The sequence below is a fragment of the Hydrogenophaga sp. genome, from assembly GCF_026125785.1.
Classification (GTDB): Bacteria; Pseudomonadota; Gammaproteobacteria; order Burkholderiales; family Burkholderiaceae_C; genus Hydrogenophaga.
On record NZ_JAHCKL010000003.1, the window covers coordinates 192,011 to 208,909 of the forward strand.

Annotated in this window: 15 protein-coding genes; 7 read left to right on the forward strand and 8 right to left on the reverse strand. The window is 68.9% G+C overall.

The window, feature by feature from the left end:
- Positions 1–178: 178 nt before the first annotated feature.
- The 5 genes from ampD to ccsA are packed head-to-tail and all read right to left on the reverse strand — an operon-like array spanning position 179 to position 5,163.
- On the reverse strand, positions 179–796 hold the full coding sequence (gene ampD / locus KIT53_RS04895) for a 1,6-anhydro-N-acetylmuramyl-L-alanine amidase AmpD (protein WP_297748512.1): 618 nt from the start codon (positions 794–796) through the stop codon (positions 179–181).
- 4 nt (positions 797–800) lie between these two features.
- A complete protein-coding gene (locus KIT53_RS04900) occupies positions 801–2,291 on the reverse strand; it encodes a sigma-54 dependent transcriptional regulator (protein ID WP_297748515.1) in 1,491 nt (496 codons plus the stop codon).
- An 11-nt stretch (positions 2,292–2,302) separates the two neighbouring features.
- Positions 2,303–4,096: a PAS domain-containing sensor histidine kinase gene (locus KIT53_RS04905; protein ID WP_297748518.1), complete on the reverse strand. Its 1,794-nt coding sequence runs from the start codon at positions 4,094–4,096 to the stop codon at positions 2,303–2,305.
- A gap of 1 nt (position 4,097) precedes the next feature.
- Positions 4,098–4,343, reverse strand: coding sequence for a PP0621 family protein (locus KIT53_RS04910; protein WP_297748522.1), 246 nt, complete (start codon positions 4,341–4,343; stop codon positions 4,098–4,100).
- A gap of 19 nt (positions 4,344–4,362) precedes the next feature.
- Entirely contained in the window at positions 4,363–5,163 is an 801-nt protein-coding gene (gene ccsA, locus KIT53_RS04915) for a cytochrome c biogenesis protein CcsA (RefSeq protein ID WP_297748525.1), read from the reverse strand.
- 174 nt (positions 5,164–5,337) lie between these two features.
- Here ccsA and ffh point away from each other — a divergent pair, with 174 nt between their 5' ends.
- Positions 5,338–6,708 carry a signal recognition particle protein gene (gene ffh / locus KIT53_RS04920; protein ID WP_297748528.1) on the forward strand — a complete coding sequence of 457 codons (1,371 nt, stop codon included), beginning with the start codon at positions 5,338–5,340 and terminating at the stop codon, positions 6,706–6,708.
- A gap of 26 nt (positions 6,709–6,734) precedes the next feature.
- Complete coding sequence (locus tag KIT53_RS04925) at positions 6,735–7,361, forward strand: energy-coupling factor ABC transporter permease (RefSeq protein ID WP_297748967.1); 627 nt, start codon at positions 6,735–6,737, stop codon at positions 7,359–7,361.
- Positions 7,362–7,384: 23 nt separating this feature from the next.
- Here KIT53_RS04925 and KIT53_RS04930 read toward each other — a convergent pair whose 3' ends face one another.
- Positions 7,385–8,146: an IclR family transcriptional regulator gene (locus tag KIT53_RS04930; RefSeq protein ID WP_297748531.1), complete on the reverse strand. Its 762-nt coding sequence runs from the start codon at positions 8,144–8,146 to the stop codon at positions 7,385–7,387.
- 100 nt (positions 8,147–8,246) lie between these two features.
- Here KIT53_RS04930 and KIT53_RS04935 point away from each other — a divergent pair, with 100 nt between their 5' ends.
- Genes KIT53_RS04935 through KIT53_RS04955 form a run of 5 tightly spaced genes read left to right on the forward strand, consistent with a single transcriptional unit; the run spans position 8,247 to position 13,226 of the window.
- Positions 8,247–9,062, forward strand: coding sequence for an SDR family oxidoreductase (locus KIT53_RS04935; RefSeq protein WP_297748535.1), 816 nt, complete (start codon positions 8,247–8,249; stop codon positions 9,060–9,062).
- Positions 9,059–10,369, forward strand: a complete 1,311-nt coding sequence (locus KIT53_RS04940) for an NAD(P)-binding domain-containing protein (protein WP_297748538.1) — start codon at positions 9,059–9,061, stop codon at positions 10,367–10,369. Before KIT53_RS04935 ends, KIT53_RS04940 begins: the two co-directional genes overlap by 4 nt.
- A 24-nt stretch (positions 10,370–10,393) precedes the next feature.
- Complete coding sequence (locus KIT53_RS04945) at positions 10,394–11,320, forward strand: bile acid:sodium symporter family protein (RefSeq protein ID WP_297748540.1); 927 nt, start codon at positions 10,394–10,396, stop codon at positions 11,318–11,320.
- The gene (locus KIT53_RS04950) at positions 11,317–12,315 is read left to right on the forward strand and encodes an SDR family oxidoreductase (protein WP_297748544.1); all 999 of its coding nucleotides are present in this window, start codon (positions 11,317–11,319) and stop codon (positions 12,313–12,315) included. Before KIT53_RS04945 ends, KIT53_RS04950 begins: the two co-directional genes overlap by 4 nt.
- Complete coding sequence (locus KIT53_RS04955; protein ID WP_297748548.1) at positions 12,312–13,226, forward strand: EamA family transporter; 915 nt, start codon at positions 12,312–12,314, stop codon at positions 13,224–13,226. The genes KIT53_RS04950 and KIT53_RS04955 overlap by 4 nt, the downstream gene beginning before the upstream one ends.
- A gap of 81 nt (positions 13,227–13,307) precedes the next feature.
- On the opposite strand, the gene mdoH is transcribed toward KIT53_RS04955, so the two are convergent.
- Positions 13,308–15,269, reverse strand: a complete 1,962-nt coding sequence (gene mdoH, locus KIT53_RS04960) for a glucans biosynthesis glucosyltransferase MdoH (RefSeq protein WP_297748551.1) — start codon at positions 15,267–15,269, stop codon at positions 13,308–13,310.
- Positions 15,266–16,837: a glucan biosynthesis protein G gene (locus tag KIT53_RS04965; protein WP_297748553.1), complete on the reverse strand. Its 1,572-nt coding sequence runs from the start codon at positions 16,835–16,837 to the stop codon at positions 15,266–15,268. Before KIT53_RS04965 ends, mdoH begins: the two co-directional genes overlap by 4 nt.
- Positions 16,838–16,899 lie beyond the last annotated feature (62 nt).

The following is a 16,899-nucleotide window of genomic DNA, read 5'->3' on the forward strand; positions in this document are numbered from 1 at the left end:
AACCACCTGAGCTGATGCGCGGGCCGTGGGCACAGGTGGAGGTTCGCATGCCTGCACAGCACAGACGGTTGTTGAGGCCGTTGTCTGGAATGCAGTGTGGCCGCGCCATCCGGGCCGATTTGCCGTGGCATGCCGCGCCGTTGCGTGGCACGTGGGCAACCTGCCCATGGGCGGTCCTTCACGTCGTCGCGGAACTCCGTTCGTCGCCCACCACCGATGAGGGAAAACACGCATGCGTCCAACCCAGCGCTCGGCGCAGCAGTGTCCAGTCGAATCCAGCGCCGGGGTCTAGCTTGCGCGAAGGTGCGATGTGTTCGTGCCCCGCGATCTGTGCCACCGGATACCGGCGCGCCAGTTCGGTGCACAGCCTGACCAGCGTCTCGTATTGCGCGGGCTCGAAGTGCTCGCCCTCCAGGCCTTCGAGTTCGATGCCGATGGAATCGTCGTTGCGGTTGTCGCGCCCCTGCCAGTGCGAACGGCCGGCGTGCCAGGCGCGTGCATCGGCATCCACGAACTGCACCAGTTCGCCATCGCGCCGGATGAAGAAATGGGCCGAGACCTCCATGCCGCGGATCTGTCCGAAGTACGGATGGGCATCCCAGTCCAGCGTGTTGGTGAAGAGCTGCTCCACCTCCGGGCCGCCGTACTCGCCCGGTGGCAGGCTGATGGAATGGATCACGATGAGGTCGATGTGGGCGCCCTCGGGCCGCGGGCCGTGGTTGGGTGACAGACGGTGCCGGGCGCCGAGGAGCCACCCGCCCTGCCAGCCGACCTGCGTCGGACGGGTGGTCGGCATGGCGTCAGGTGGCGTCGTCATCGGCGGTCGGCATGGCGATGCCCAGCCGCTGAATGCGGTAGCGGATCTGCCGCAGGTTGAGGCCCAGGCGCGCCGCCGCAGCGGTGCGGTTGTAGTCGCATTCGCGCAGTGCCTTGAGCAGCACCTGGCGCTCCTGCTCGTCCAGGTAGGCCTGCAGGTCCACGGGGATGTCGTCGGGGGGGCGGGAAAACGACGAACCTTCGTCGTCGCGATCTTCGGGCAGCACGTCGGGCTGGGTGGGGATCTCGTCGTCGAAACCGTCGCCAAAGTCCTCCGGCTCCAGGGTGTCGCTGTTGCTCAGTGCCAGTGCACGCTGCAGCAGGTTCTCGAGTTCGCGCACATTGCCCGGCAGTTCACGTGCCTGCAGCCAGGCCAGTGCGCGCGGAGAAAGGGTGGGCACGCTCTGCGCCGACTCTGCGCACAGGCGCGCCAGCAGCGCGTCGACGAGCGCGGCCAGATCCTCGCGCCGCTCGCGCAGGGCGGGCGTGCGCAACTCGATCACGTTGAGCCGGTAGAAGAGGTCCTGCCGGAACAGCCCGTTCTGCACCAGCATGGCCAGGTCTCGGTGGGTGGCGCTGACCAGCCGCACGTCGACCGATTCCTCCTGCACGCCGCCGAGCGAGCGCACGCGGCGTTCCTGGATCACACGCAGCAGCTTGGCCTGCATGGCCAGTGGCAGATCGCCGATCTCGTCCAGGAACAGGGTGCCGCCGCGCGCGGCCTGGAAGTAGCCTTCGCGGTCCTGCGTCGCACCTGTGTAGGCGCCCTTGCGCGCTCCGAAGAACTCGGCTTCGATGAGGTTTTCGGGAATGGCACCGCAGTTCACCGCGACGAAGGGCCCGGTGCCGCGGTGGCTGCATTCATGCACCGCGCGGGCCACCAGTTCCTTGCCAGTGCCCGATTCACCGAGGATGAGCACTGGCGCCATGCTGGTGGCCACTTTCTCGATGCGGCCCTTGATCTGTTGGATGCTGGGTGAGCGCCCCACGATGCGATGGAGCGCCTGAGTGCCAGCGGCGCCGTGGCGGCGCACCGCCTCCCCCGGCCCCTGGGCCATGGCGGATGCGCCACCGTTGGCGCCCTGGGCCGGCCGGGGCTGCTGGCTCTGCACCGCAGCGGTGACGGCGCTGCGCAGTTGCTTGAGGTCCACTGGCTTGGTGAGGTAGTCGAAGGCACCGGACTTGAGGGCTTCCACCGCGTTCTCGGCCGACCCGTAGGCGGTGATGACGATGCACTTTTCGCTGCGCTGCTGTTCGCCGATCTCGCGCAGCAATTCCAGGCCGAGGCCGTCGGGCAGCCGCATGTCGGTGATGAGCACGTCAAAGCGCCGCTGCGCGAGCCACTCGCGTGCCTGCGTGAGGTCAGGGGCGGCCACCACCGAGTGGCCCTCACGCAGCAGCGTGAGTTCGTACAGGGTGCGCAGGTCGGGTTCGTCGTCGACGACCAGCACGGAAGCGGGGGCGGAGGCGTTCATCGGGTGCCCGGTCAATGGGTGGCCATGGGGGGATCGCCCGAGAGGGTGCTGCTGGCGCGCGTGGCGACCGAGTCCACCACCGGGTACGACAGGCTTTGCTGCACCGGTTGGCCGCCGGCCGTCGGCTGGGCCGCGGCAGGCATCAGCACATAGAACTCATTGCCTTCGCGTTGGTCGAGCCGCGTGCGCTGGTAGGCGATCTGCGCGCCATAGCGCTCGCACAACTCCCGGCAGATGTACAGGCCCAGGCCGCTGGAGCGGCTTTCAGAGGAGAAGAAGGGTTCGAACAGATGGCGCATCACGCTGGCCTCCAGCGGATGGCCATCGCTCCAGACCGAGAGACGGATGTGGTCGCCGCCGCTGGGCTGCGTGATCACGCGGATCGACGAGGGCTTGCCGCTGGCGTGGCGGATGGCGTTGTCCAGCAGGTTGACCAGCAGGCGGCGCAGGTGTTCGGGGTCGAAGGCGACGTGCGCGGCTGGCGCGTGCGTATGCACACCCAGCACGCGTTCGGCCCGGCTCTGCCGCGTCCATTCGTGGGTGATCTGGCGAACCATCTGGTCCAGCGGCAGCGAGGTGGACGCCCCCAGACCCTGGCTGGGCTGGGCCCGCGCGACGTTGAGGATGTCGTCGACGATGCGAGACAGGCGCTGCGCATTCTGCTCGATCATGCTGGTCAGCCGCTTCTGCGCCGGCTCGCGCACCTCTTCGTCGAGCAGGGCGTTGGCCTGCGAGATGGCGGACAGCGGGTTGCGGATCTCATGCGCCACGGCCGCTGACATGCGCCCCATGGACGCCAGCTTCTCGGTGCGTACCCGTGCCTCCACCTCGCGCAGGTCTTCCAGGAAAAGCACGCACAGGCCCGAACGCCGGCCGGACTGTGCGGTGAGCTTGGTGCGCGCGTGCAGCCTCTGGCTGGGCCGATCCTCGTTGTCGATGGTGGTCTCCGCCTCCAGCGACTGGCCAGAGGCGAAGGTTTCGCTCACCAGAGCGGAGAGGTGGTGCCAGCTCGATCTTGCGGAAAGCAGCAACTTGGCGGGCTGCGCCGACACCTCGCCCAGCAGCATGGCCTGCGCGGCCGGGTTGGCGTTGCGCACCACGCCATGCGGATCCACCACCAGTACGCCTACGCTCAGGTGTTCGATGACCAGTTCATTGACCTGTGCCTGGGTGCGCGCGGCGGCCTGGCTGCTGGCCACCAGGGCCTCCTCGCGGGCCAGGCGGATGGCCAACTGGTTGGCCAGGGCCGCGACGAGGAAAAAGCCGGTGCCGGTCAGCGCGGTCTGCAGGAACCGGTTGGTGGAAACATCGCTGAGCAGCGGTGCGCTCAGCCATGCTTCCAGCAGCAGGTACAGGGTGACGCTGGCCGCGGTTCCCAGTGCCAGCATCAGCGGACCGAGGATGGCCGACATCAGCACCGGCAGTGCGAACAGGGGGATGTAGCTGATGTCGCTGACGTGGAAGTACTGAAGGATGGCGAACACCACCACATCGACGCCGATGGTCAGCAGCCACTGCGGGTGCATGGGCGAACCCTGCTCCACCGGCCGCCAGCCGTACAGCACGAAGATGGCCGCGCCCAGGTGCAGGGTGCAGACCGCCACCAGCCAAGTGGGACCGTTGGCGGTGATGGCCAGGAAGGCCTGCAGGGCCAGCAGCACGGCGGCGATGAACACGCGTGCCCGCATGAACGTGGTCCACAGGCGCACGAAGGCCCGGGTGCGCTGCTCGCGGCTCTGCCGGTTTCCACCCTCGAAGGCGGAGTACCAGGACGGTGCGAATTGCGAGCTGACGTCGCGGGCCATGTCAGTGCGTGCTGCCTTCCTGCAGTTGGCGGTGTTCGGCGCTGCAGTAGCAGCTGCCATCGCGCCCCTGCACGGCCTCACTCTGCGGCAGATGGGTGCCGCACTGGCGGCAGGCCACCATGATGGCGGGCGTGGCCGGCCGGCGCGACGGGTTGGGCGGTGCCGCATCACCTCGATCGGCCAGCCGGTTGTTGCGCCATATATAGAAGGCCACCACCACGACAGCCAGTACAAGCAGGTATTTCATGAGGGTCCCGGATGGAGGCTCAGCCGCGGTGCAGCAGCACTTCCAGCACAAAGCGCGAACCGGCGTAGCTCAACAGCAGCAGGCCCGCGCCCAGGTAGAGCGTGCGCACCGCCGCGCGTCCGCGCCAACCCAGTTGCCAGCGGCCCCACAGCAGGATGCCCATGGTCAGCCAGGCCAGCACCGAAAAGACCGTCTTGTGGTCCCAGACCCAGCGGTGGTTCAACTGCTCGGTGAAGTACCAGCCCGCCAGCAGCGTGGCGCTGAGCAGGGCGAAGCCCGCGGCGACGAAGCGAAAGGTCAGTCTCTCCAGCGTCAGCAGCGGCATCGCGGCTTCGTCCGACTGGCCCAGGCGCATGGCGCGTTCGGCGCGCTGCATCAGCCAGGCATGCACCACGGCGGCGGCGATGAGACCGTAGGACGCGATGCCCAGCGCCCAGTGCAGTGGCAGCCAGCTGGAATGCAGCGAAGGGTAGGGCGTGCCAGGAAAGGCCAGCGCGAGCAGGACCACCAGCGTGCCCAGCACCGACAGCGTCCAGCGGGCCCGCATCTGCGGATACAGGCGGCTTTCGATCAGGTAGACGGTCAGCACCAGCCAGCCGGTGACGGAGAGCGCCGGCGCAAACCCGAAGCGTGCCGGTTGCTCGAACAGGTTGACCACCAGCACGCCGAGGTGCAGCAGCCAGGCCAACCCCAGCAGACCACGGCTCTGGGTGGCGCCCATGCGGGGGTGGAAGACGGCGAGCGCTGCATAGGCCAGCGCCGCGAACACGGACAGCAGCACGGCCAGCGGGTTTGACGCAAACGCGGGCAGCAGGTTCATGCCGGAAAGGACACGCACGGTATGTGGGACAAGGAAGAGACCCCAGGCAGACTTTGAACAGGCTCTAGAATCATCTGCACAGTTTAACGGGCCTGTCGCGGCCCGGATGTGCCGGCCCGCCGGCTCCGATGGCCGCCTGGCGCGGCACCCCACTTCCCAACCGCAGCGCGCAGCATGGCCTCAGCCCTTTCAGAACGTCTCTCACGCATCGTCAAGGAAATGCGCGGCCAGGCCCGCATCACCGAGAGCAATGTCAACGACATGCTGCGCGAAGTGCGCATGGCCCTGCTGGAGGCCGACGTGGCCTTGCCGGTGGTGCGCGACTTCATCGCCCGCGTGAAGGAAAAAGCGCTGGGCCAGGAGGTGGTGGGTTCGCTCACGCCAGGGCAGGCATTGGTGGGCATCGTCAACCGCGAGCTCGCCGCCACCATGGGCGATGGCGTGGCCGACCTCAACCTGGCGGCACAGCCACCGGCGGTGATCCTGATGGCCGGCCTGCAGGGCGCGGGCAAGACCACCACCACGGCCAAGCTGGCGCGCCACCTGATCGAGAAGCGCAAGAAGAAGGTGCTCACGGTGTCCGGTGACGTCTACCGGCCCGCGGCCATCGAACAGCTCAAGACCGTGACCGCGCAGGCGGGTGCCGAATGGTTCCCCAGCACGCCGGACCAGAAGCCGGTGGACATCGCGCGCGCGGCGCTCGACCATGCGCGCCGCCACTACTTCGACGTGCTGCTGGTCGATACCGCGGGTCGCCTGGCGATCGACGAGGCGCTGATGCGCGAGATCCAGGAACTGCACGCGGTGCTCAAGCCGGTGGAGACCCTGTTCGTGGTGGACGCCATGCAGGGTCAGGACGCGATCAACACCGCCAAGGCGTTCAAGGAGGCGCTGCCGTTGACCGGCATCGTGCTGACCAAGCTGGACGGCGATTCGCGCGGTGGCGCCGCGTTGTCGGTGCGTGCAATCACTGGTGCGCCCATCAAGTTTGCGGGCGTGTCCGAGAAGATCGATGGCCTGGAGGTGTTCGACGCCGAACGCCATGCAGGGCGCGTGCTGGGCATGGGCGACATCGTGGCCCTGGTCGAGCAGGTGACGGCCGGCGTGGACATGGCCGCGGCCCAGAAGCTGGCCGCCAAGGTCAAGAGTGGCGAGGGCTTCGACCTCAACGATTTCCTCGACCAATTGCGCCAGATGAAGCAGATGGGCGGGCTCTCCAGCTTCATCGACAAACTGCCCAGCGCGATCGCGGCCAAGGCCGGCGAGGTCGACATGGGGCGCGCCGAGAAGGACATCCGGCGCAAGGAGGGGATCATCTGCAGCATGACCTTTCAGGAGCGCCGCAGGCCCGACATCATCAAGGCCACACGCAAGCGCCGCATCGCCGCGGGGGCGGGCGTGCAGGTCCAGGAAGTCAACCGCCTGCTCAAGGAGTTCGAGCAGATGCAGGGCATGATGAAAAAGATGAAGGGTGGCGGCATGATGAAGATGATGAAACGCCTGGGCGGCATGAAAGGCATGCCCAAGCTACCGGGCATGGGCTGATCGGCCCGGAAGGCAGCGCGATGGAGTTGGCACTGGAGGCCGCGCTGTCCATCGCCGCGCTGGCGTTGGCCTTGTCCCTGCGCCCCTGGCGCATGCTGGGTGGTCCCCTGCTCACGCCCGCGCTGGCGACCCTGGCCCTGCTGCCCTGGCTGTGGCTGTTGCCGCAGCGCCTGCCCGCCGGCCTTCCGGTGCAGTTCTCCGGTGCCAGCCTGCTGGTCCTGATGCTGGGCTGGCCACTGGCGGTGCCGGTGCTGGCGCTGGTCGCGCTGCAGGTCTGGCTGATCGGTCAGACGGGTGCGGGGGACGTGCTGTCGCAGGGTTTCTGGCTGGGCCTGGTGCCGGCCACGCTGGTGCTGGCCATCGGCGCGGTGCTCAAGCGCTACCTGCCGCCCAACCCCTTCGTCTACACCCTGGGGCGCGGTTTTCTAGGGACGGCCGCCGCCTTGTTCGTCTCCGGCTCGGTGATGGAGCTGCTGCACCACGGCTTCAGCGGCGTGGCGCTGGAGCAGGCACTGGTGAGCCGCTGGCTCATGGCCTGGGGCGATGCGTTCCTCACCGGCATGCTGGTGGCGGTCTTCGTCGCGTTCCGGCCGCAGTGGCTGGCCACCTGGTCCGACGAGCGCTACCTGAAGCCCCCGCCACCGGGAGCCTGAGCGAACGGCGCCACGCCGCGCGCTCAGCCCAGCGTGCGCGCCAGCGCTTGCGCGGCCAGCGTCAGACGGGGCAGTTGCAGCCGCGCCTGGGCCAGTGTCATGCGGGCCGCGGGGGCTTGCAGGGCCAGCGCGCAGCGCACTGTGCGTTGGCCAGGGGCGAACACCGGAACCGCCACACACACCAGCCCATCGACAAACTCCTCGGCATCCACCGCGTGCCCATCGCGGCGGATCACCTGCAGTTCCGCCTCCAGCGCGGCGCGCTCGGTGAGCGTGTTCGCGGTGTAGCGCGGCAACGCCATGCCATCGAGCAGTGTGCGCCGCTGCCGTGCATTCATCCAGGCCAGGAACAGCTTGCCGCTGGCCGAGCAGTGCATGGGCACGCGGGTGCCCGGGCGCAGTTCCAGGCGCAGCGGAAAGGCCGACTCCACCCGATCGAGGTAGACCACGTCCGCGCCCGACAGGGCGGTGAGGTTGCAGCTTTCGCCCACCTCGCTGACCAGTTGGCGCAGCACCGCATGGCGCACCCCCTGGCGGGCGCTGGTGCTCAGGGCCGCCTCCGACAGGCGCAGCAAGCGAGGTGCCAGCGCGAAATGGCGCCCACCGGGCTCGCGCTGCAGCCAGCCACCGGTTTCCAGCTGTGCCAGCATGCGGTGTACCGTGGGTTTGGGCCAGCCGGTGAGTGCGACGAGTTCGGGCAGCGCCAGCGCCTTGTCCTGGCGGGTGATCAGGTCCAGCAACTCCATGAGCCGCAGGCCGGGGCTGCTCTCGGTGTCGGTGTTCATATCTCGGAAAACGAGACGAATTGAATAAATATTTCGAGATGAATTCTAGTGGCGCCTACAGTCTCCCCACAAGCGGTGGCGTGCAACGAGGAGACGGGTTTTGAGACGGTCGAGCTTTCACAACGCGGTGGTGACCGGTGCCTGTGGCGGTCTCGGACAAGCGCTGGCACAGGCGCTCATCGCCTCGGGTGCGCGCGTGGCCCTGGTGGGACTGCGCACACCCGTGCTCGATGCCCTGGCCGCGCAGGCTCCGGAGCGCTGCGCGGTCTACCGGCCGGACGTGTCCGACGCGCTGGCCGTGCAGGCCATGGCCGCCGATTGGATGGCGCGCGCGGGCGTGCCGGACCTGGTCATCGCCAATGCCGGCGTGGCAGGGGGTTTTGACACGGCAGAAGCCGAGGACCTTGTGGTGATGCGCCGCATGCTGGAGATCAACCTGCTGGGCGTGGCCACCACGTTCCAGCCCTTTCTGGCGCCCATGCGGGAGAGCGGGCGCCCCGGCGCGCTGGTGGGCGTGGCCAGCATCGCCGGCTGGCGCGGCATGCCGGGCAACGGAGCCTATTGCGCGAGCAAGGCCGGCCTGATCGCCTACCTGCAGAGCCTTCGCGCCGAGCTGCGGCCCACGGGCTTGACGGTGCACACGGTCAGCCCCGGCTACCTGCGCACCGCGCTCACCGCGGGCAACCGTTTCGCCATGCCCGGCCTGCTGGAGCCCGACGAGGCCGCCGGGCGCCTGCTGGCCGGCGTCGCGGCTGGCGCCGAACACATCGTGCTGCCGCGCCGCGTGGGCTGGCTCTCCCGCCTGCTGGGGCTGCTCCCGGCGCGGCTGCACGACCGCATCCTGCTGGGCCAGCCGCGCAAGCCCCGCGTCGGCGAAGCGGGCGCCACCGAGATCCCTGGCATCGAGAAACCATGACCCACACCACCGAACAGATCGCCCTCATTGGCGCCGGCCCGTCCGGCCTGGCGGGCGCGCGCTGCCTGCAGAAACACGGCATCCCCTTCCAGGGCTTCGAGGCCCACACCGACGTGGGCGGCCTGTGGAACATCGGCAACCCGCGTTCCACGGTGTACCGGTCGGCGCACCTGATCTCCAGCAAGCGCATGACCGAGTTCAGCGAATTCCCCATGGACGAGCGGGTCGCCGACTACCCCAGCCACCGCGAACTGCTGTCCTACTTTCGCGCCTTCGCCGACCATTTCGGGCTGCGTGGGCATTTCCGCTTTGGCACCCGCGTGCTGAAGGTCGAGCCGGTGAGCGATGCACCCGACACCCTCTGGCGCGTGAGCACCGAGTCGGCGGACGGTGTGCGCGAGAGCGCAGAGTACAAGGGGGTGGTCATTGCCAATGGCACGCTGGCCGAGCCCAACATGCCGAGCTTCGAGGGCCACTTTGATGGCGAGCTGCTGCACACCTCGGCCTACAAGGACGCCAGCCTCTTCAAGGACAAGCGCGTGCTCATCGTGGGCGCCGGCAATTCCGGTTGCGACATCGCCGTCGATGCGGTCCACCAGGCGCGCAGCGTGGACATCTCGGTGCGGCGCGGCTACTACTTCGTGCCCAAGTACGTGTTCGGCAAGCCGGCCGACAGCATCGGCGGCAGGATCACGCTGCCGCCCTGGCTCAAGCAGCGCATCGACAGCACCATCCTCAAGTGGTTCACCGGTGACCCGGTGCGCTTCGGCTTTCCGAAGCCCGCCTACAGAATGTACGAGTCGCATCCCGTGGTGAACTCGCTGATCCTCTACCACATCGGCCATGGCGACGTCGGCGTGCGTGCCGACATCGCGCGCCTGGATGGCCGCACCGTGCACTTCCGCGATGGCAGCGCGCGCGACTACGACCTCATCCTTGCCGCCACTGGCTACAAGCTGCACTACCCCTTCCTGGACCGCGCGCTGCTCAACTGGCAGGGCATGGCGCCGGCGCTCTACCTCAACATCTTCGCGCCACGCTTTGACCGCCTGGCGGTGCTGGGCATGGTGGAGGCCAGCGGCCTGGGCTGGCAAGGCCGCTACGAGCAGGCCGAACTGGTGGCGCGCTACCTCAAGGGACTGGACGAAGGGCGCGCCAGCGCGGCCGCGCTCAAGGCCGCCAAGGCCGGCCCGCCGCCAGATCTCTCCGGCGGCTACACATACCTGCAGCTCGAACGGATGGCCTACTACGTGAACAAGGACGCGTACCGCAAGGCGGTGCGCGAAGCCGCCGCTGCGCAGGGCTGACCACCCCCCAACGAGGAGACCCCCATGCTGCCCGTGGACGAAATACGCCTGAACTTCAACCCGGCCTCGCTGGCCGTGCTCAACGCGGTGCTGGCTTTCCTCATGTTCGGCATCGCGCTGGACACCCGCATCGAGGACTTTCGCCGCGTGCTGCGCATGCCGCTGGCTTTCACGGTGGGCATCGTCGCGCAGTTCGTCGCGCTGCCCGCCATCACCTATGTGCTCACGCTGCTGCTCCAGCCTGGCCCCAGCATCGCGCTGGGCATGATCCTGGTAGCCTGCTGCCCGCCGGGCAACGTGAGCAACATCCTCACGCACCGCGCCAACGGCAACGTGGCGCTCAGCGTGTCGATGACGGCGGTCTCCAACGCCATCGCCATCGTGGCCATGCCGCTGAACTTCGCGTTCTGGGGTGGCATCCACCCGACGGCCGCGCCTCTGCTCAAGACCATCGCCCTGGATCCGCTGGAGATGGTCGGCCACATCCTGCTCATCATTGGCGTGCCCTTCGCGCTGGGCCTGTGGTGCGCGCACCGCTTCCCCGCCTGGACCGCGCGTTTCAAGAAGCCGGTGCGCATCCTGAGTTTCCTGGCGCTCATCGCCTTCATCGTCGGCGCCATCGCGGGCAACTGGCGCTACTTCCTCGACTACGTGGGCCTGGTGCTGCTGGCGGTCGTCATCCACGACGCGCTGGCCTTCGGCACGGGGTACGCCATTGCCCGTGCCGCCGGCCTGCCGGACTACGACCGGCGCGCCCTGTCCATCGAGGTCGGCATCCGCAATGCCGGCCTGGGGCTGGTGCTCATCTTCAGCTTCTTCGGTGGCCTTGGCGGCATGGCCGTGGTCGCGGGCGTCTGGGGTTTCTGGGACATCATCGCCGGCCTGCTGCTGGCGCACTGGTGGTCGCGCAAGCCCTTGCGGGGTGGCCGCCCGACCGAGGTGCGGACGTGACGCGGAGCCACGCCGCGCGGCGCGTGCTGGTCACCGGGGCCGACGGTTTTCTGGGCCGCGGTCTGGTGGCTGCGCTCGTGCGCCAGCCGGCCGTGGAACAGGTGGTGGCGGTGGACGTGCGCGAGGTACCGCAGGAGCGCCGGCTGCCCGACGTCATCTACGTGACGCAGGACGTGCGCGACCGCGCGCTGGGTGCCAGCGTGGCCGCGCACGGCATCGACAGCGTCGTGCACCTGGCCTCCATCGTGACGCCCGGTAAAGGGTCCAACCGGGAGTTCGAGTACGCGGTGGACGTGGGCGGCACGCGCAACGTGATCGACGCCTGCCTGGCCCATGGCGTGGGCCACCTCGTGGTGTCCAGCAGTGGCGCGGCCTACGGCTACCACGCCGACAACCCGGCCTGGCTCACCGAAGACCATCCCCTGCGCGGCAACGAGGTGTTTGCCTACGCCCACCACAAGCGCCTGATGGAGGAGATGCTGGCCGAGACGCGGGCCGCCCATCCCGCGCTGCGCCAGACGGTGCTGCGCATCGGCACCATCCTGGGCGAGCGCGTGGACAACCAGATCACGGCGCTGTTCGAGAAACCCCGCATCCTGGCGATCGCCGGCAGCGACAGTCCCTTCGTGTTCATCTGGGACGAGGACGTGACCGGCGCCATCCTGCACGCGCTGAGCGAGCACGGCGTGCCCGGCTGCTACAACCTCGCGGGCGACGGCGCGCTGACCCTCGCTGAGATCGCGCGGCGCCTGAACAAGCCGCTGCGCGTGCTGCCGGCTGGCCTGCTGCGCACCGCGCTGCGCATCGGTTCCGCCCTGGGGGTGAGCCGCTACGGGCCAGAGCAACTGGACTTTCTGCGCTACCGGCCCGTGTTGCTGAACACCGCGCTCAAGGAGCGTCTGGGCTACCGTCCGCGCAAGACCAGCGCGCAGGCCTTTGACGCTTTCGTGGCCGCGCGCACGGCGCAGGGCCGGCCGGTCAGGGTACCCGCATGAGCGACGCGCAGCCACTCTCGCGCGGCGACCTGCTGCGCGCGTTGGGCGTGGTCGTGATCTGGGGGCTGAACTTCGTGGTCATGAAGGTGGGGCTGCGCGACGTGAGCCCCATGTTGCTGGGTGCCCTGCGCTTCACGCTGGCGGCCTTGCCCTTTCTGCTGCTGGTGCGCTTTCCACGCCTGCCCTGGCACTGCGTGGCCGCGTATGGCCTGGCGCAAGGCCTGGGCCAGTTCGGTTTTCTCTTTCTGGGCCTGAAGCTGGGCATGACGGCGGGCATGGCCTCGGTGGTCATGCAGACGCAGGCCTTCTTCACGCTGCTGCTCGCCATGCCGCTGCTGGGTGAGCGTGCGCGCAAGGCGCAGTGGGTGGGGCTCGCGGTGGCGCTGGCCGGCCTGCTGTTGATCGCCACCGCGCACGGCGACGGGCCGGGCCAGATGACGCTGGCCGGCTTTGTGCTCACCCTCTCGGCCGCCTTCATGTGGGCGGTCTCCAATGTGGTGGCCCGCCTGGCCAACCGGCAGGCCGACTACGACCCCTTCGGCTTCATCGTCTGGAGCAGCGTGTTTCCCATCCTGCCGTTTCTCGCACTCGCCTTGTGGACCGACGGGCCGCCACAGGTGTGGCAACAGGTGACGGGCCTGCGTCTGGGGGCCATCCTGTCGGTGCTGTTCCTGGCCTGGTTGGCCACGCTGTTGGCCTACAGCCTGTGGACGCGCCTGCTCAAGCGCCATCCAGCCGGGCGCGTCACGCCGTTTTCGTTGCTGGTGCCGGTGGTGGGCCTGACGGCCGCCTGGGTCTTCTTCGGCGAGATGCCGCTGCCCCAGCAGTGGCTGGGCACGGGGCTGGTGCTTGTCGGGTTGGTGGTGAACCAGCTCGGCGGCGCGTGGCTGGGGTGGTGGCGGCGGTCCTGAGGGCCTTGCCCGAAGACCTCCCGCCAGGACAGGGTTGCCGGTCGCTGGCCGGCGCTGTCCGTGCCTCAGCGCGGCAGGCGATCAGGCGGCGGATGCCAGCGAGAAACGGCTCGCATGCCGCCAGGCCCGGCGCAGCACCGCGGGCGACCACGATTCCTCGGGGATCAGCAGCACGCCGCGCGAACGCATCCAGGCGCCCAGTTCCACGTGGCTGGTGGCCACGGTGAGCGGCACGGCCAGCAGCAACGGCAGGGCCACCGGTGCCAGCCAGATCAGGGCCTGGGCATTGATGGCGGTCACGCCCACCGCGAGCAGGCCGATGACCAGGGTCATGGGCGCCAGGCGGGCGGCGGCATCGCGCCAGCGCACGCCGGCGGCTTCCCGCGGCGGCGACTTCCAGTCCAGCTGGATGCCGGTGATGGCCACCAGCACGAACAGCGAGTGCGCCAGCATGCGGATGGGCGCCTGCAGCAGAGCCAGCACGGTCTCCACCGCCGCGCTGCCCAGCAGCGTGCCGGTGCCGCCGAAGTTCTTCTGTTCGCGCCGCAGGAACACCGCCAGCAGACCCAGCACGCGGGGCATGAACAGCATGCACAGCGTCCAGGCCCACAGGCCGCGCAGCTCGCTGGGCACCGTGTGCCAGAAGGTCGCCACGCTTTCGTCCGACATCCACAGCGCGGTACCGAAGCTCAGGAAGGCCAGCCACAGCGGCGCCGAGACATAGGACATGGCGCCAATGGCGAACATGGCCCGGTGCACGCGGTGGATGCCGGGCTCGGCCATCAGCCGCGAGTTCTGCAGGTTGCCCTGGCACCAGCGGCGGTCGCGCTGCAGTTCGCTCAGCAGGTCGGGGGGCTGCTGCTCGTAGCTGCCGCTGAGGTCCGAGACCAGCCAGACGTGGTAGCCGGCGCGGCGCATCAATGCGGCTTCCACGAAGTCGTGCGACATGATGCCGCCGGACATGCCACCCGTGCCCTTGATGGGCGCCAGGGCGCAGTGCTGCATGAAGGGCTCCACGCGGATGATGGCGTTGTGACCCCAGTAGTGCGACTCGCCCAACTGCCAGAACTGCATGCCCAGCGTGAACAGGCGGCCGGTCACGCGCGAGGCGAATTGCTGGGCGCGGGCGTGCAGCGTGGCGTGGCCGATGGCCTGGGTGGCGGTCTGGATGATGCCGGCCTTGGGATGGGCCTCCATGAGCTTGACCATGGAGACGATGCACGAGCCGCTCATCACGCTGTCGGCGTCGAGCACCACCATGTAGCGGTAGTCCTTGCCCCAGCGGCGGCAGAAGTCGGCCACGTTGCCGGCCTTGCGGTGGGTGCGGCGCGTGCGCAGGCGGTAGTACACCTCGATCTGCGGCAGTTCCGTTTGCGCGGCCAGCGCGGCGCGCAGGTCTTCCCAGGCCCGGCGCTCGGCCCGGGCGATCGCGGGGTCGTAGCTGTCGGAGAGCACGAACACGTCGAACTGGCGCGCGTGACCGGTGGCCGCCAGCGACTCGCAGGTCGCGCGCAGGCCGGCGAACACGGTGGCCACGTCCTCGTTGCAGATCGGCATGATGATGGCCGTGCGTGCGTCCGGGTTCATGGGGTTGTCGCGCACGGCGGCGGCCGACAGCGTGTGGGCGTCACCGCGCAGCGAGACCCAGAAGCCCATGAGCGCGGTCACGAAGCCCGTGACCACCCAGGCCGAAAGCAGGCCGAACAAGGCGAGCTGGCCGTACTGCAGCCAGGTGTTGTGGTGTTCGGGCTGCGCGTCGGCGAACAGGCTGGTGGCGAAGGCGGTGCTCAACACCGTGAGCAACGCGAACACCAGCCGGCGGCGGTTGGCCGCGTGCTCCCAGGCCTGCAGGGCGGGCCTGGGTGTTTCGGTCGGCGCAGCCCAGGGCGGCAGCAGACCGCTGGCCGTGCTCAGCAGCGCGGTGCCGATGCTGTTCCAGAAACCGCGCCACGGGCGGGGCACCATGGAGCCGCGGTGGATCGGCGGTGCGGTCACCGAATTCGGATGGCGCTCGGCGCGCACGGTGGTGCGGGCGGTGCTCATTCGGGTAGCAGCAGATGTGTCCATGTTTCGCTCACGGTGTCGTTGAGGTGTTGCAGAAAGGCGCGCAGCTCGACCGGTTGGGCCGGATCGATGCGTTCCACGCGCAGGCTCACGCGCCAGGTGCGCGTGGCGGGGTTGGGGTAGGCCAGTGCTTCGAGCACGCGGCCATTGGTGTTGGTGGTGACCACGGCACGCACCTGCGCACCGGCGGGCAGGGCGTCCAGTGCCGGGCCGGCGAAGTCCAGCACGTACTGCGGCTGGCGCGCCTGCTCGGCCGGCGTGAGGCGGGTGAAGCCGTAGCCACGCCGGCTTTGCGTGACCCAGCTCGACGGCGGGCGCTGTTGGTCGTCGCCTTGCCAGGCCATCTCATAGGCGAACTCCATGGCCTGGCCCGGCGCGGGCAGGGCGGCGGGGACCCAGTAGGCCACCACGTTGTCGTGCGTCTCGTCCGGCGTGGGCAACTGCACCAGTTCCACGCGGCCATCGCCCCAGTCGCCCAGTGGCTTGATCCAGGCGCTGGGTCGGCGTTCGTAGCGGGCCTCCACGTCCTCGTAGCTGGCGAAGCTGCGGTCGCGCTGCATCAGGCCGAAGCCGCGCGGGTTGCGCATGCCGAAGGAGCTCACCGTCACCGCCTGGGGGCGCTGCAGCGGACGCCACAGCCATTCGCCCTCGCCGTTGACCATCATCAGGCCGTCGGAGTCGTGCACCTCGGGGCGGAAGTCGCCCGGCATCGGTTGGTTCTCACCCGAGAGGAACATGCTGGTGAGCGGCGCGATGCCCAGGGTGTTCACCGGGCCGGCACCGGCGCGCAGAAAGACGCGCGCGGTCACGGTGGTCAGCGTCTGGCGGCCAGGGCGGATCACGAAGCGGTAGGCGCCGGTGGCGCGTGGCGACTCCAGCAGGGCCAGCACGGTGACCTCGGTGGCGTTGGCGGCCGGGCGCTGGATCCAGAACTCGGTGAAGCGCGGGAACTCCTCGCCGGTGCCGCCCACGGTGTCGATGGCCAGGCCGCGCGCCGACAGGCCGTACTGCTGACCGGCACCGAGCGCGCGGAAGTAGCTCGCGCCCTGGAAGACCACCAACTCGTCCTTGTAGGCGGTGCTGTTGAGCGGGAAATGCAGGCGGAAGCCGGCGTGGCCGAGATCGCCCCAGGGGCGGGGGTCGAAGGAGTTCTGCCCGTAGTCGAAGTCGCTGGTCCGGTAGGGCACGTGGCGCACGGTGCCGTCGGCCAGCAGCTCGTGGATGCGCACCGGCTCGGTCTGGTACAGCCCGAGGTGAAAGAACTGGGCTTCGAAGGGCAGGCCCTCGGCCCGCCAGAGCGAGCGCTCGGGACGGAAACGGATGTCGCGCAGCTGGTCGTAGGTGATGTTGGCCAGCTCGGGCGGCAGCTTGTCGCCGTTTGCCTGAAACGGCTGGCGCGCGCGTGTCTGCGCCAGCTCGCTCAGGCTGTTCCAGTCGAAGCGCGGCGTTTGCGCCGACGCCCCGGCCAGCGTGGCCAGCAGCACACCCAGCACGGTCCAGGCGCGCAGACGGCGCAGGCTGGAGAAAGGGGTGAAAAGCGAGGACATGCCCTTCCTAGGGCAAACCCTGTGCCAGCCTGGAAAAATCCTTTCAGATCAATGGCTTATGC